Below are 14,449 nucleotides of genomic sequence, written 5' to 3' on the forward strand. Positions count from 1 at the left end.
CGGCTGCTACGCCCGGATCCCCGCCTCGGCCACCGGCGCCAGCACTGGGCGCAGGGCGTGCAGCACGTTGGGATCCTCGATGGTGGCGGGCATCTCGTCGTCGTGACCGTGCGCGATCCGGTGCATCGCCTTGCGCAGGATCTTGCCGGAGCGCGTCTTCGGCAACGCCGAGACGATGTCGACCCGCTTCAGGCACGCGACCGCGCCGATCTCGTCACGGACCAACGCGACCAACTCGTCCTCCAGCCCATCCCGCGACGAACCGGCCTGCAGGACGACGAATCCGCGCGGGATCTGGCCCTTGATGTCGTCGGCGACGCCGATCACCGCGGCTTCGGCGACGGCGGGATGGGACGCCAGCACCGCTTCCAATGCGCCGGTGGACAGCCGGTGACCGGCCACGTTGATCACGTCGTCGATGCGGCCCATGACGAACAGGTAGCCGTCCTCGTCGACGTATCCGCCGTCGCCGGTCAGGTAGTAGCCCGGATGCTCACACAGGTATGACGATTCGTACCGTGCGTCGTCCTGCCAGAGCGTCGGGAAGGTACCGGGCGGCAGCGGCAGACTCAGGCAGATCGCACCCTCCTCAGCGGGCGAGCAGCCGGTGCCGTCGGGCTGAAGAATCGCCACCTGGTAGCCCGGCATGGGCACGCCCGGTGAACCGGGCTTGACCGGAAGCTCCTGCGCGCCAATGGGATTGGCCGCGATGGCCCACCCGGTCTCGGTCTGCCACCAGTGGTCGATGACGCGAACGCCGAGTTTGCGGGACGCCCATAGGTACGTGTCGGGGTCGAGCCGCTCGCCGGCCAGGAACAACGACTGCAGGCTGGCACGGTCGTATGACCGCAGCCAGTCGCCGTCGGGGTCGTCCCTGCGGATCGCGCGAATGGCGGTGGGCGCGGTGAAGAGCGCCTTGACGCCGTGCTCGGTTATCACGCGCCAGAAGGCGCCGGGGTCGGGGGTTCCCACCGGCTTGCCCTCGTAGAGCACGGTGGTGGCGCCCGCAAGCAGCGGGCCGTAGACGATGTAGGAGTGCCCGACGACCCAGCCGACGTCCGAGGCCGCCCAGAAGACGTCGCCGGGGCCGATGTCGTAGATGTGGCGCATGCTCCACAGCAGCGCCACCGCGTGGCCGCCGTTGTCCCGCATCACGCCCTTGGGTTTACCCGTGGTCCCCGATGTGTGGAGGATGTACAGCGGGTCCGTCGCGGCGACCGCGACGGCCGGCGCGGGTTCGGCCCGGCCGATCAGGGTCTCCCAATCCTGGTCGCGCCCTTCGACCAGGCCGCAGCGCAGCTGCTCTCGTTGAACGATGACGCAGTGCCGCGGCGGATGCGCGCTGGCGTCGATCGCCGCGTCGAGCATCGGTTTGTACTCGACCAACCGGGTCGGCTCGATGCCGCACGACGCCGAAACGATCACCGTGGGACGGGCGTTGTCGATCCGGGCGGCGAGTTCGTGCGCGGAAAATCCGCCGAAGACGACGGCATGGACGGCGCCGATTCGGGCGCACGCCAGCATTGCGATGGCGGCCTCGGGAATCATCGGCATGTAGATGACGACGCGGTCGCCCTTACCCACCCCCAGGTCACGCAGGACGCCGGCGAAACGCGCTGTGAGGTCCAGCAACTCGGAATACGAGTAGGTGCGCTTGGTGGCCGTCACGGGTGAGTCGTAAATCAGCGCCGGCGTGTTGCCGCGGCCGGCTTCGACGTGCCGGTCGAGCGCGTTAGCGCACGTATTCAGTTCCGCGTCGGGAAACCAGCGGTAGAACGGCGGGTGACTGTCGTCGAGGATTCGTTGTGGCGACCGGATCCATGTCACGGCCGACGCGGCCCCGGCCCAGAATGCCGTCGGATCATCGAGGCTGGACTGGTAGAGCTCGCGATAACCGTTCATTTAATTCCTCTGCCGGACGAAGGTGACTCTGCCAGATGATTGCCAGATGATATGACCGGATCCCGCGGGGCGATAGGGCCATTGGGCGCTTGAGCCCGCCTGTGACCCGAGTAACATAGTTAGGACACTAATTATTAGGGTACGATGCGAGCATGGCCGCGCCGACCGCACCGGAAATCGACCCACTCGCCCTCGAGCAGCAGGTCTGTTTCGCGCTGAGCATCACCAACCGCGCCGTGTTGGCGGTCTACCGTCCGCTGCTGGAGCCGTTGGGGCTGACGCATCCGCAGTATCTGGTCATGCTGACGCTCTGGGATCACCAGAAGGCCGGTCCACGGAAACCGCTGTCGGTCAAGGACATTGCCTCCACGCTGCAGATGGATTCCGCGACGTTGTCGCCGATGCTCAAGCGCTTGGAGGCGCTGGGCCTGGTCACCCGTACCCGAAGCGCCGTCGACGAGCGCTCCACCGACGTCGAACTGACCGACAGCGGCACCGCCTTGCGGCGGCGCGCGCTGAAGATTCCGCCCGCCGTTGTCGCCCGCCTCGGCGTCGACATGGACGAACTTCGGCACCTGCATCAGGTGCTGACCCGAATCAACTCGGCCGCCGTGGCGGCCGGGACACTACAGTCCTGATAAACCCACCAACGGGAGCGAGCATGAGCACCACCAAGCCCAACCTCTGGCAATACATCGGCTATTCGTACGGCCGGTGCCTACCGGATTCCATGCGCAGCTGGGTCGCGAACGATCTGGCGGGCCCAGGAGCCGTGCGCCGGCACATGCTTCGGTGGGCAATACCGCCGCTGTTCGTGCTCGCGCCGTTCTGGCTGCTGCCCGCGTCACTGTACGTCCACACGGAGATGACGGTGCCGCTCTATGTCTGGGCGCTACTCATCTCGCTTGCGCTGAACAAGGTCTGGCGCCGGCACCGGCTGGCGCAGCATGGCCTCGACCCGAACCTGGTCGACGTGATCAAACGCGAGAAAGAATCGAAGATGCACGAGGACTACGCACGCCGCTACGGGCCGCGTCCCGAATCGGCCGCGTGGCAGGACAACAGCAACCCGTTTACTTAGCCGCCTACACCGCGACCAGGTCGTCGGCGTGCACCGCCGGCCGGCGCAGCTCACCGGGCAGGTCGGAGGTCGACCGGCCCATCATGGTGGCCAGCTCGGTCGCGTCGTAGGCGACCACGCCCCGAGCCACCATGGCCGCGTCCGGTCCGCGCAGTTCGACGACGTCCCCGGCGTAGAACCGGCCCGTGACCGTGGTGATGCCGGCGGCCAGCAGCGAGCGGCGTTGGGCCACCACCGCGCGCACCGCACCCTCGTCCAGCGTCAGCGACCCGGCCGCCTCGGCGGCGTAGCGCACCCAGAACCGGCGGGCCGACATCCGAACCGGCCGAGGCGCGAACACCGTTCCGCTCGAGGCGTCGCTGAGCGCGGTGGCGGCGTCGGTCGCCGCGGCCAGCAGCACCGGGACGCCGGCGTCCGCGGCCAGCAGGGCCGACGACATCTTCGACGCCATCCCGCCGGTGCCCAGGTCACTGCCCGGCCCGGCGACGACGCCGTCCAGGTCGGACGCGCCGGACACCTCGGGGATGAACCTGGCGCCCTTGGTTTTCCGCGGATCGGAGTCGTAGAGCCCGTCAATGTCGGACAGCAGCACCAGCGCCTCGGCGCCCACCAGGTGGGCCACCAGCGCCGAGAGCCGGTCGTTGTCGCCGAACCGGATCTCGTTGGTTGCCACCGTGTCGTTTTCGTTGACGATCGCCACCGCATGCAGCGCGCGCAGCCGATCCAGGGTGCGCTGAGCGTTGGTGTGCGAGGCCCGCACCGAAATGTCGTGCGCCGTCAGCAGCACCTGCCCGACCGTGCGGCCGTAGCGGGCGAACGCCGCGCTCCACGAGTTGACCAGCGCGACCTGGCCGACGCTGGCCGCGGCTTGCTTGGTTGCCAAATCCTTTGGGCGACGCGATAATCCGAGCGGCTCGATGCCCGCGGCGATGGCGCCCGACGACACGATGACGACGTCGGTACCGGCCTTCATTCGCGCCTCGATGGCGTCGGCCAGCCCGGCCAGCCGACCGGCATCGAACACCCCGGACGGCGTGGTCAGCGCGTTGGTCCCGACCTTGACCACGAGGCTGCGCGCGGTTCGGATGGTCTCGCGGTGGGCGCTCATTCTTCGTCACCGTGTTGGCGACGCTGGCGCCGGGCGGCCTTGCGCTCGGCGGCCCCGATTCGTTCGGTGCGGTCCAGCCGCGCGTCGGTGCCGCGGCCGGACAGCGCAACGTGTTCTCCCGCCGGCGTTTGCGGCTCCCAGTCGAACGTCATTTCCCCGATGGTCACGGCGCAGCCCGGTTTCGCGCCGAGCTTCAGCAGTTCCTCCTCGACGCCGAGTCGCGCGAGGCGGTCGGCGAGATAACCCACCGCCTCGTCGTTGTCGAAATTGGTCTGGCCGACCCACCGCTCGGGCCGTGCCCCGGTGACGACGAACCCGCCGTGGGCGTCGGGCTCTACGGTGAAGCCGCTGTCGTCGACGGCCAGCGGACGGATCACCGGGCGGCGCGGCACGATCTGGGGCCGCGTCGCATTGTACTCAGAGATCATCTGCCAGAGCCCAAAGACCAAGGGCTGCAAGCCCTCCCGCGCGATGGTCGACACCAGAAACACCGGCCAGCCGCGCTCGGCGATCTCGTCGCGGACGAATTCGGCAAGCTCGCGGGCCTCCGGCACGTCGATCTTGTTGAGCACCACCGCCCTCGGCCGTTCGGCCAGATCGCCCAGCACCGCGTCCCCCTTTAGCGTCGGGGTGTACGCGGCGAGTTCGGCTTCCAGCGCGTCGATGTCCGAGATCGGGTCGCGGCCCGGTTCGGCGGTGGCGCAATCCACCACGTGTACCAGCACCGCGCACCGCTCGATGTGGCGGAGGAATTCCAAGCCCAGGCCGCGCCCCTCGGACGCTCCCGGGATCAGCCCGGGCACGTCGGCGACGGTGAAGGTGTGCTCACCCGCCGAGACGACACCGAGGTTGGGCACCAGCGTGGTGAACGGGTAGTCGGCGATCTTCGGTTTGGCCGCCGAAATCGCGGACACCAGTGAGGATTTCCCGGCCGAGGGAAACCCGATCAGGCCAACGTCGGCGACGGTCTTGAGCTCCAGCGTCAAATCGCGGGCCTGGCCCGGCTCGCCGAGCAGGGCAAAGCCGGGGGCCTTGCGGGCGCGCGATGCCAGCGCGGCGTTGCCGAGGCCGCCGCGGCCACCGGCGGCCGCCTCGAAGCGGGTGCCGGAGCCCACCAGGTCGGCGAGCAGGCGGCCGCGCTCGTCCAGCACGACTGTGCCGTCGGGGACTTTGACCTCCAGGTCCGCGCCGGCGGCGCCGTCGCGGTTGTTGCCCATCCCCTGTTTGCCCGAGGGGGCGGTGACGTGCGGATGGAAGTGGAAGTCCAGCAGGGTGTGCACCTGCGGGTCGACGACCAGGACGATGCTGCCGCCGCGGCCTCCGTTGCCGCCGTCGGGCCCGCCGAGCGGCTTGAACTTCTCGCGGTGGACCGACGCGCAGCCGTTACCGCCCGAACCCGCGCGCGCGTGGATGACGACGCGATCGACAAACCGGGGCATCGAGGGTCCTCTCAACTACCGCGGGCGCCGATGCGGGCCGGAGCCCGCGCACGGACGCCTAGTCGGCGGTCTGCCCGGCCGCGACGATGCTGACGGTCTTGCGCCCGCGCTTGGTCCCGAACTCGACGGCCCCGGATTCCTTGGCGAACAACGTGTCGTCGCCGCCGCGCCCGACGTTGACGCCGGGATGAAATTTGGTGCCGCGCTGGCGGACGATGATCTCGCCGGCCTTGACGACCTGGCCGCCGAACCGCTTCACGCCCAGCCGCTGCGCGGCGGAGTCGCGGCCGTTGCGCGAGCTGGAAGCGCCCTTTTTGTGTGCCATGTGGTCCTCGCTACTTGATCCCGGTGACCTTCAGGACCGTCAGCTGCTGACGGTGGCCCTGACGCTTGTGGTAGCCGGTCTTGTTCTTGAACTTGTGGATGCGGATCTTGGGCCCCTTGGTGTGCTCGAGCACCTCGCCGGTCACCGCGACCTTGGCCAGCGCGGCGGCGTCGCTGGTGACCTTGGCCCCGTCGACCACCAGGGCGACCGGCAGCGTGACGTTCGAACCCGGCTCGGAGTCGAGCTTCTCGACCTTGACGACGTCTCCGACGGCGACTTTGTACTGCTTGCCGCCGGTCTTGACGATTGCGTACGTCGCCATCGTTGCTCCTGCCTCTTTCTCGCTTCGCGCGCGTAGCCACCTGCCGGTGTGCGCGTGGTGGGTGCTTGGCGCGGGCCCATGCGTCCCGCTCGTCGGCCGAACCCTCGTCGCTCGGCCTGACGACAACTGTCCAAGGGTACGTGACCAGCGGCTACAGGGTCAAACCGGCTCGCGTAACCGCTCGGGGCGGCGCAGGTCAGTCCACATGGATCGGCGGGCCCGCCGGCCTGCCTGCCGCGCGGCGACGGCGCGGACGGCCGAAAGCCGGTCCTCCGTCGCCCGAGGCTCCGTTGTCCTCGTCGTCGAGGTCGTCATCGTCCTCGTCGTCGTCACTGTCTTCGTCGTCCAGGTCGAGGTCCTCGTCGTCGCCGAGGTCCTCGTCATCGAGGTCATCGTCGTCGTCGTCGAGGTCGTCCTCGTCCTCGTCGTCGCCGTTGTCCTCGAAGTCCTCCGGCCCGGTGTCCGCCAGGGCCGCGGCAGCCGGCTCTTCGGCCTCGTTTTCGGCCTGGGCGGTGACTTCCGCGCCGGACTCGTCGGGTTCCTCGTCAGCCTCGCCGGCAGCTTCCGACGTCCCGGAGGCGCCCGCCGCCATCGCCTTGAACATCGGGTGTTCACCAGGGGCGTGGGCCGGCAGCACCTTGGCCACGGTGGGCTCCTCGGCCCCCTTCTTCTTCGACCGCCTGCCCCGGCGGCCACCGGATTCGGACTTGCGCCCGTTCGACGGGGCCGAATCGACGGGATCGCTGTGCAGCAGCAGGCCGCGGCCGCCGCAGTTCGGGCACGACGACGAGAAGGCTTCGATGAGCCCGGTTCCCAGTCGCTTGCGGGTCAGCTGGACCAGGCCGAGCGACGTCACCTCGGAAACCTGGTGGCGGGTGCGGTCACGGGCGAGTGACTCGGTCAGCCGGCGCAGCACCAGGTCCCGGTTGGACTCCAGCACCATGTCGATGAAGTCGATGACCACGATGCCGCCGATGTCGCGCAGCCGCAGCTGTCGCACGATCTCCTCGGCCGCCTCCAGGTTGTTCTTGGTGACGGTCTGCTCGAGGTTGCCCCCGGACCCGGTGAACTTGCCGGTGTTGACGTCGACGACCGTCATGGCCTCGGTTCGGTCGATCACCAGCGTGCCGCCCGAGGGCAGCCACACCTTGCGGTCCATCGCCTTGGCGAGCTGTTCGTCGATGCGGTGCACCGCGAACACATCCGGTCCGCTCGCGTCGTCCGGTCCCGCGGCGGGCTCGTACTTGGTGAGCTTCGAAACCAGTTCCGGCGCAACGGAATTCACATACTCGTTGATCGTGTTCCAGGCCTCGTCACCGGAGACGATCAGGCCCGCGAAATCCTCGTTGAACAGGTCGCGGATGACCTTGACCAACACGTCGGGCTCTTCGTAGAGCGACACCGCGGCGCCCGCGGCCTTCTGCTTGGTCTCGGCGGCCTTGGCCTCGATCTGTTCCCAGCGCTCCTGCAGGCGGGTGACGTCCTTGCGGATGTCCTCCTCTTTGACCCCCTCGGACGCGGTGCGGATGATCACCCCGGCGTTGGACGGCACCACCTCGCGCAGGATCTCCTTGAGCCGCTGGCGTTCGGTGTCGGGCAGCTTGCGGCTGATCCCGGTCGACGACGCGCCCGGCACGTAGACCAGGTAGCGGCCGGCCAGTGACACCTGTGTGGTCAACCGGGCGCCCTTGTGGCCGACCGGGTCCTTGCTGACCTGCACGACGACGTAGTCGCCGGGTTTGAGGGCCTGTTCGATCTTGCGGTCCGACCCGCCCAGCCCCGCGGCCTCCCAATTGACCTCGCCGGCGTAGAGCACGCCGTTGCGGCCGCGGCCGATGTCGACGAAGGCCGCCTCCATCGAGGGCAGCACGTTCTGCACGATCCCGAGGTAGATGTTGCCCACCAACGAGGCGGAGGCGGCGGAGGTCACGAAGTGCTCGACCACGATGCCGTCTTCCAGCACCGCGATCTGGGTGTAGCGCGCGCCGGGGTGCGGCGGCTCGGTGCGGACCCGGTCGCGCACGACCATCATCCGTTCGACGGCCTCGCGGCGCGCCAGGAACTCGGCCTCGGTCAGCACCGGCGGGCGGCGCCGTCCGGCGTCGCGCCCGTCGCGACGGCGTTGCCGCTTGGCCTCCAGCCGGGTGGAGCCGTCGATGCCCTTGATCTCTCCGGTGGAACTGCCGTTCTCGTCCCTGCCGTTCTTGCCGCTGCGCGGCGGGCGCTCGTGCACCACGGTGTTCGGCGGGTCGTCGGGCGACGGACCCTCGTCGTTGTCGTCATCGGCTCCCGACTTGCGCCGCCGCCGCCTGCGGCGGCGCCGGCTGGCGGCCTCCGAGGACCCGTTCTCGTCGTCGCCGCCGTCGGCGTCGTCCTCGTCGGAGTCCTCCGAGTCGACGTCCTCGTCGGCGTCCTGGCCGTCGGGTCCGCCCTGTTCGCCGCGACCGCGACCGCGCCCCCGGCGGCCGCGGCGCCGCCGCCGGTTGGCGGGCCGGTCGGCCTGCTCGTCGTCGTCGGTGTCGGAATCGTCGGAGTCGACGGCCGAATCGTCCCCGTCGGTGTCGCGGTCGCCGCCGGTCTCAACCGGCTGCGGCGCGACGAACAGGGGCATGTAATCCCTTCCCGCGCTTGAAGTGTCGAGCAGCAGGGGTTGTTGTGCGGCGGCCGCGTCGCTGAAGCCGGGGATGTTCGGCAGGGGTTGGGCGAAGAGCAATTCGCGCACCTTGATGGCGTCCTCGCGGTCCACGCCGGAATGCACGTTGCGGTCCCGCCCGTCGATGGCGTTGAGCGCCGCCAGCACCTCTTTGTTGGTGCTTCCGAGCGCCCGTGCCAGCTGGTGGACTCTCAGGCGGTCCGGCAGGTCCTCGTGCTGGGCCGGCTCTCGCGACGAGTCTGTGGGTGGTGCACTGTCTGCCACGTATTCTCCTTTAGCCCCCGGGCGCGTCGTTTCGACGCGGCCACGCGAGGGCTTCGCTATAGGCCCGGGTCGCTTCTCCCAGGCTTGTGATGGTCTTGCCCCGAGCGGCTCAGGAAGAACTCACTCGGCGCCGTGCTGAATGTAGGCCTGACATGCGGCGCAACATCGCGGGATCGCGATGGTCGCGCTTGTCTAAGTCTTCATTCGGGTGTCCGAAGCCAGTCCGGCGACGTTCACCCGCTGTCAGTATCCCACATCACTTCCAGTGCCCACTCGCACCCGATCCGCGCGCGTCAGCAAACGCCGACGGGGCCCGGTGCGGCCCCTATCGCGGCAGCGCTAAATTCCGGGAAACCAGAGCGCGATCTCGCGCTTGGCGGAATCCGCCGAATCGGACCCATGCACCAGGTTGAACTGCGTCTCCAGCCCGAAATCGCCCCGAATCGTGCCGGGGGTGGCCTTGTCCACCGGGTCGGTACCACCCGCGACCTGCCGAAACGCCGCGATCGCGCGCGGCCCCTCCACGATCGCCGCGACTACCGGGCCCGAGGTGATGAACTCCAGCAACGATCCGAAGAAGGGCTTGCCCTCGTGCTCCGCGTAATGCTGGCCGGCCAGCTCCTCGCTGACGTGCCGGAGCTCCAGCGCCGCGATGGTGAGGCCTTTCCGCTCGATGCGGCCGATGATCTCGCCGATCAGATGCCGCTCGACGGCGTCAGGCTTGATCAGTACCAGGGTCCGTTCGGTCACGGCCGACAGCGTACAGAACACCGGTTGCCGGTTAGCTTGGCGGCGACTGGCGGCGCGCGACCTCGGCCCGGAAGTACGCGATCAACGCCCACAACCCGGTGAACAGCACGCCGATGAATCCCACGCCCGGATAGATGGCGAAACCGGCGAGCAGAACCACCTGCACACCCAGGTTCACCCAGATCGCCCAGGGCCTGCGCTGCAGCCCGGCCAGCAGGATCAGCACCGCGGCAAGGCCGATCAGATAAGCCAGCGACGCGGCGTTCAGGCCGCCGCCGACGGCGCCCACCACCGGGATCGCCAGCAGCACCACGATCGCCTCCAGGATCAGCGTCGCGGCCATCACGCCACCGAAGCTCTTCCAGGGGTCGGGACTCTGCTCGCTCATTGGGGGTCCCGCCCGAACAGGGTCCGCGCGGCGCCGGCGGTGACCACGGAGCCGGTGACGACGATCCCGGTCCCCGAAAACGATTCCGCCGCATCGCTTTCCGTTGCGGACTCGTCAACCAGGGCGGTCGCGACGTCGAGGGCGTCGCGCAGGTTTTCCGCGGTCGTCACGCGGTCGGGCCCGAACCGCTCGCGCGCGGCCAGCGCCAGCGACTCGACGTCCAGCGCCCGCGGCGAGCCGTTATGGGTCACGACGACCGCATCGAACGCCGGCTCCAGGGCGGCGAGGATGCCGTCCACGTCCTTGTCGGCCATGATGCTGAGCACGCCGACCAGGAATCGGAAGTCGAATTCGCCGGCCAGCGTCTGCGCCAGCGCGGTGGCCCCGGCCGGGTTGTGGGCGGCGTCGATGAACACCGTCGGCGCGCTGCGCAGGCGTTCCAGCCGGCCCGGGCTGGTGACGGCGGCGAAACCGGCCCGGACCGCCTCGACGTCGAGCTGTCGCTGCGCGCCCGCCCCGAAGAAGGCCTCGACTGCCGCGAGCGCCAGCACCGCGTTGTGGGCCTGGTGTTCGCCGTGTAGCGGCAGGTAGACGTCCGAGTACACCCCGCCGAGGCCCTGCAGCTCCAACACCTGCCCGCCGATCGCCACCTGGCGGCCCAGCACCGCGAATTCCGAGTCCTCGCGCGCTACCGCGGCGTCGGCGCGCACGGTTTGGGCCAGCAGCACCTCCATGGCCTCCGGCGCCTGGCGCGCGATGACGGCGACGGTGTCGGGGGCGCCCTCCGGCGCCCGGTGGATGATGCCGGCCTTTTCGCCGGCGATCCCGGCGAGCTCGCCGCCGAGGTATTCCACGTGGTCGATGCCGATGGGGGTGATCACCGCGACCGGCGCGTTGATCACGTTGGTCGCGTCCCAACGGCCGCCCATGCCCACCTCGACCACCGCCACGTCGACGGGCGCGTCGGCGAACGCGGCGAACGCCATCGCGGTGAGCACCTCGAACTTGCTCATTGCCGGCCCGCCGTCGGACTGCGATTGCGCGTCGACCATCTGGACGAACGGCTCGATCTCGCGGTAGGTCGCCACGTATTGGGCCGGGCTGATCGGTTGCCCGTCGATGGCGATGCGCTCCACCGCCGATTGCAGGTGGGGGCTGGTGGTCCGCCCGGTGCGCTGACCGAACGCGGTGACCAGCGCGTCGACCATCCGCGCCACCGAGGTCTTGCCGTTGGTGCCCGCGATGTGGATCGACGGGTAGCCGAGCTGCGGCGAGCCCAGCAGGTCCATCAGGGCGCTGATGCGGGTCAGGCTGGGCTCGATCTTGGTTTCCGGCCAGCGTTGATCCAGCAGGTGCTCGACCTGCAGCAGCGACGCGATCTCATCCGGTGTGGGAGCCGCGCTGGTCCCCCGTTCGGGCGGCTCCAAAGTCATTGCAGCCCGGCCAGCCTCGCGTTGATCCGGTCGGTCTCCTCCTGGGCGACGCGCTGGCGGTCGCGGATCTTGGCGACGACCTGTTCGGGGGCCTTGGCCAGGAAGTCCGCGTTGCCCAGTTTGGCGGCCGTGGACGCCAGCTCCTTTTGCGCCGCGGCCAGATCCTTTTCCAGGCGCCGGCGCTCGGCGGCGACGTCGATGGTGCCCGACGTGTCGAGTTCGACGACGACGGTGCCGCCGGACAGACGCACCTCCACGGACGCCGACGGCTGAAAACCCGGATCCGGCGCGGTGAGCCACGCCAGCGACGTCACCGCCGCCACCTGGCCGTCGAGGTCGGAGGCCGCCACGCCGGCCAGCCGGGCCGGCACCTTCTGCCGGTCGGCCAGGCCCTGGTCGCTGCGAAACCGGCGGACCTCGGTCACGAGCCGCTGCATGTCGGTGATCCGTTGCGCGGCAACGGGATCCAGGCCGATGCCGGACGTTTCGGGCCACTCGGCGATCACCAGCGACTCCTGCCCGGTCAGGGCCTGCCACAGCGCCTCGGTGAGGAACGGGATGACCGGATGCAGCAACCGCAGCAGCGTGTCGAGCACCGCGGCCAGCACGGCGGTGGTGTGGGCGAGCCCCTCGGCGAGCTGCGTCTTGGCCAGCTCGACGTACCAGTCGCAGAATTCGTCCCACGCGAAGTGGTACAGCGATTCGCAGGCGCGGCTGAACTCGTAGGTGTCGAAGGCCGAATCGACTTCGGCGCGAACCTCTTCCAGTCGCCCGAGGATCCAGCGGTCGGCGTCGGTCAGCTCGTCCTGGGACGGGAGCGACGCCAGCGCGGCCCCGTTCAGCAGCGCGTAGCGGGTGGCGTTGAACAGCTTGGTGCCGAAGTTGCGCGACGCCCGGACGGCGTCCTCGCCGACGGACAGGTCGCCGCCGGGGCTGGCACCGCGGGCCAGCGCGAAGCGCAGGGCGTCGGCCCCGAACTCGTCCATCCAGTCCAGCGGGTCGACGACGTTGCCCTTGGACTTGCTCATCTTGCGGCCGAACTCGTCGCGGATCAGCCCGTGCAGGAAGATGTCGGTGAACGGCACCTGCGGGCCGCGGCGGCCGCCGAGCGTGATGGCGTCGTCGCCGCCGACGAACGTGCCGAACATCATCATCCGCGCGACCCAGAAGAACAGGATGTCGTAGCCGGTGACCAAAACGCTGGTGGGATAGAACTTTTCCAGCTCCGGGGTCTCCGCCGGCCAACCCAGCGTGGAGAACGGCCACAGCGCGGACGAGAACCAGGTGTCGAGCACGTCGGGGTCCTGCTCCCAGCCCTCCGGCGGCGCCTCGTCGGGACCGACGCACACCTGCTCGCCGTCCGGCCCGTACCAGATCGGGATGCGGTGACCCCACCACAGCTGCCGCGAGATGCACCAGTCGTGCATGTCGTCGACCCAGGCGAACCAGCGCGGCTCCAAGCTGGCCGGGTGAATCACGGTGTCGCCGTTGCGGACCGCGTCGCCGGCGGCCTTGGCCAGCGATTCCACCCGCACCCACCACTGCAGCGACAGCCGCGGCTCGATCGGCTCGCCGCTGCGCTCCGAATGCCCGACGCTGTGCAGGTAGGGCCGTTTCTCCTCGACGATCCGCCCCTGCGCCGCCAGCGCTTCCCGCACGGCGACCCGCGCCACGAAGCGGTCCATTCCGTCGAATTGCGTTCCGGTGTCGGCGATCCGGCCCTTGGTGTCCATGATCGAGATCATCGGCAGCTCGTGCCGCAGCCCGATCTCGAAGTCGTTGGGATCGTGCGCGGGCGTGACTTTGACTGCGCCCGTGCCGAATTCGGGGTCGACGTGCTCGTCGGCGACGATGAGAAGCGGGCGGTCCACGAAGGGGTGCGGCAGGCTGGTGCCGACCAGGTGGCGGTAGCGGTCGTCGTCGGGATGGACCGCGATCGCGGTATCGCCCAGCATCGTCTCCACCCGTGTGGTGGCGACCACGATGTGGGGTTCCGCGTCGTCGAGCGAGCCGTACCGGAACGACACCAGCTCGCCCTCGACGTCGAGGTAGTTCACCTCGAGGTCCGAGATCGCCGTCTCGAGCACGGGCGACCAGTTCACCAGCCGCTCGGCCCGATAGATCAGCCCCGCGTCATAGAGCCGCTTGAAGATGGTGCGCACCGCGCGCGACAGGCCCTCGTCCATGGTGAAGCGGTCGCGGCTCCAGTCCACCCCGTCGCCGAGCCGGCGCATCTGGCCGCCGATCGCGCCGCCGGACTCCCGCTTCCAGTCCCACACCTTGTCGACGAACAGATCCCGGCCGAAGTCCTCCTTGGTCTTGCCGTCGACCGCGAGCTGCTTTTCCACCACGCTCTGCGTCGCGATGCCCGCGTGGTCCATGCCCGGCTGCCAGAGCACCTCGTAGCCCTGCATGCGCTTGCGGCGGGTCAGGGCGTCCATCATGGTGTGCTCGAGCGCGTGGCCCATGTGCAGGCTGCCGGTCACGTTGGGCGGCGGCAGCACGATCGAATAGGCGGGCTTGGAGCTGCTCGCGTCGGCCTTGAAGTAGCCCGCGTCCAGCCACGTCTGGTAGATCGCGTCCTCCATCGCGGCCGGATCCCACGACTTGGGGAGCTGGTCGGCGGCGGGGTGGGGGGTGGCGGTCACCGGTCAATTCTAGGGATGGGCGCGCGCCCGCAAGTAAGCGGTCGAATCCGGCTTGGCGGCTCCGAGACTGCAGCTACGCACACCGGTACCGGCGTGTCGTGTGCGTGGTTGCAATGTCGCCAGCCGATGTGGCCGG

Annotated in this window: 12 protein-coding genes; 2 read left to right on the top strand and 10 right to left on the bottom strand. The window is 69.3% G+C overall.

The annotated features are described in order from the left end of the window. Positions 1 to 6: 6 nt before the first annotated feature. Positions 7 to 1,902 carry a propionyl-CoA synthetase gene (locus AC5Y5E_RS29525; RefSeq protein WP_499907429.1) on the bottom strand — a complete coding sequence of 632 codons (1,896 nt, stop codon included), beginning with the start codon at positions 1,900 to 1,902 and terminating at the stop codon, positions 7 to 9. A 152-nt stretch (positions 1,903 to 2,054) separates the two neighbouring features. Here AC5Y5E_RS29525 and AC5Y5E_RS29530 point away from each other — a divergent pair, with 152 nt between their 5' ends. Continuing rightward, on the top strand, positions 2,055 to 2,540 hold the full coding sequence (locus tag AC5Y5E_RS29530; RefSeq protein WP_499907431.1) for a MarR family winged helix-turn-helix transcriptional regulator: 486 nt from the start codon (positions 2,055 to 2,057) through the stop codon (positions 2,538 to 2,540). Positions 2,541 to 2,563: 23 nt separating this feature from the next. Beyond that, on the top strand, positions 2,564 to 2,983 hold the full coding sequence (locus AC5Y5E_RS29535) for a DUF5313 domain-containing protein (RefSeq protein WP_499907433.1): 420 nt from the start codon (positions 2,564 to 2,566) through the stop codon (positions 2,981 to 2,983). Positions 2,984 to 2,987: 4 nt separating this feature from the next. Here the strand turns inward: AC5Y5E_RS29535 and proB are convergent, their stop codons facing one another. The 9 genes from proB to AC5Y5E_RS29580 form a co-directional block, all read right to left on the bottom strand. Beyond that, positions 2,988 to 4,091: a glutamate 5-kinase gene (gene proB / locus AC5Y5E_RS29540; RefSeq protein ID WP_499907435.1), complete on the bottom strand. Its 1,104-nt coding sequence runs from the start codon at positions 4,089 to 4,091 to the stop codon at positions 2,988 to 2,990. Beyond that, complete coding sequence (gene obgE, locus AC5Y5E_RS29545) at positions 4,088 to 5,530, bottom strand: GTPase ObgE (RefSeq protein ID WP_499907437.1); 1,443 nt, start codon at positions 5,528 to 5,530, stop codon at positions 4,088 to 4,090. Before obgE ends, proB begins: the two co-directional genes overlap by 4 nt. A 58-nt stretch (positions 5,531 to 5,588) precedes the next feature. Continuing rightward, positions 5,589 to 5,855 (bottom strand): 50S ribosomal protein L27, encoded by a 267-nt coding sequence (rpmA, locus tag AC5Y5E_RS29550; protein ID WP_067007979.1) that lies wholly within the window; start codon positions 5,853 to 5,855, stop codon positions 5,589 to 5,591. A 10-nt stretch (positions 5,856 to 5,865) separates the two neighbouring features. After that, positions 5,866 to 6,177, bottom strand: a complete 312-nt coding sequence (gene rplU / locus AC5Y5E_RS29555) for a 50S ribosomal protein L21 (RefSeq protein ID WP_067007977.1) — start codon at positions 6,175 to 6,177, stop codon at positions 5,866 to 5,868. Positions 6,178 to 6,373: 196 nt separating this feature from the next. Next, complete coding sequence (gene rne / locus AC5Y5E_RS29560) at positions 6,374 to 9,094, bottom strand: ribonuclease E (RefSeq protein WP_499907439.1); 2,721 nt, start codon at positions 9,092 to 9,094, stop codon at positions 6,374 to 6,376. Between the two features lie 339 nt (positions 9,095 to 9,433). Continuing rightward, a complete protein-coding gene (ndk, locus tag AC5Y5E_RS29565) occupies positions 9,434 to 9,844 on the bottom strand; it encodes a nucleoside-diphosphate kinase (protein ID WP_499880917.1) in 411 nt (136 codons plus the stop codon). A 31-nt stretch (positions 9,845 to 9,875) separates the two neighbouring features. Next, a complete protein-coding gene (locus tag AC5Y5E_RS29570; RefSeq protein WP_499907441.1) occupies positions 9,876 to 10,232 on the bottom strand; it encodes a DUF4233 domain-containing protein in 357 nt (118 codons plus the stop codon). Further along, complete coding sequence (gene folC / locus AC5Y5E_RS29575) at positions 10,229 to 11,665, bottom strand: bifunctional tetrahydrofolate synthase/dihydrofolate synthase (protein ID WP_499907443.1); 1,437 nt, start codon at positions 11,663 to 11,665, stop codon at positions 10,229 to 10,231. The genes AC5Y5E_RS29570 and folC overlap by 4 nt, the downstream gene beginning before the upstream one ends. Further along, the gene (locus AC5Y5E_RS29580; protein WP_499907445.1) at positions 11,662 to 14,313 is read right to left on the bottom strand and encodes a valine--tRNA ligase; all 2,652 of its coding nucleotides are present in this window, start codon (positions 14,311 to 14,313) and stop codon (positions 11,662 to 11,664) included. The genes folC and AC5Y5E_RS29580 overlap by 4 nt, the downstream gene beginning before the upstream one ends. Positions 14,314 to 14,449 lie beyond the last annotated feature (136 nt).

It is taken from the genome of Mycobacterium sp. NGS54 (assembly GCF_059812465.1).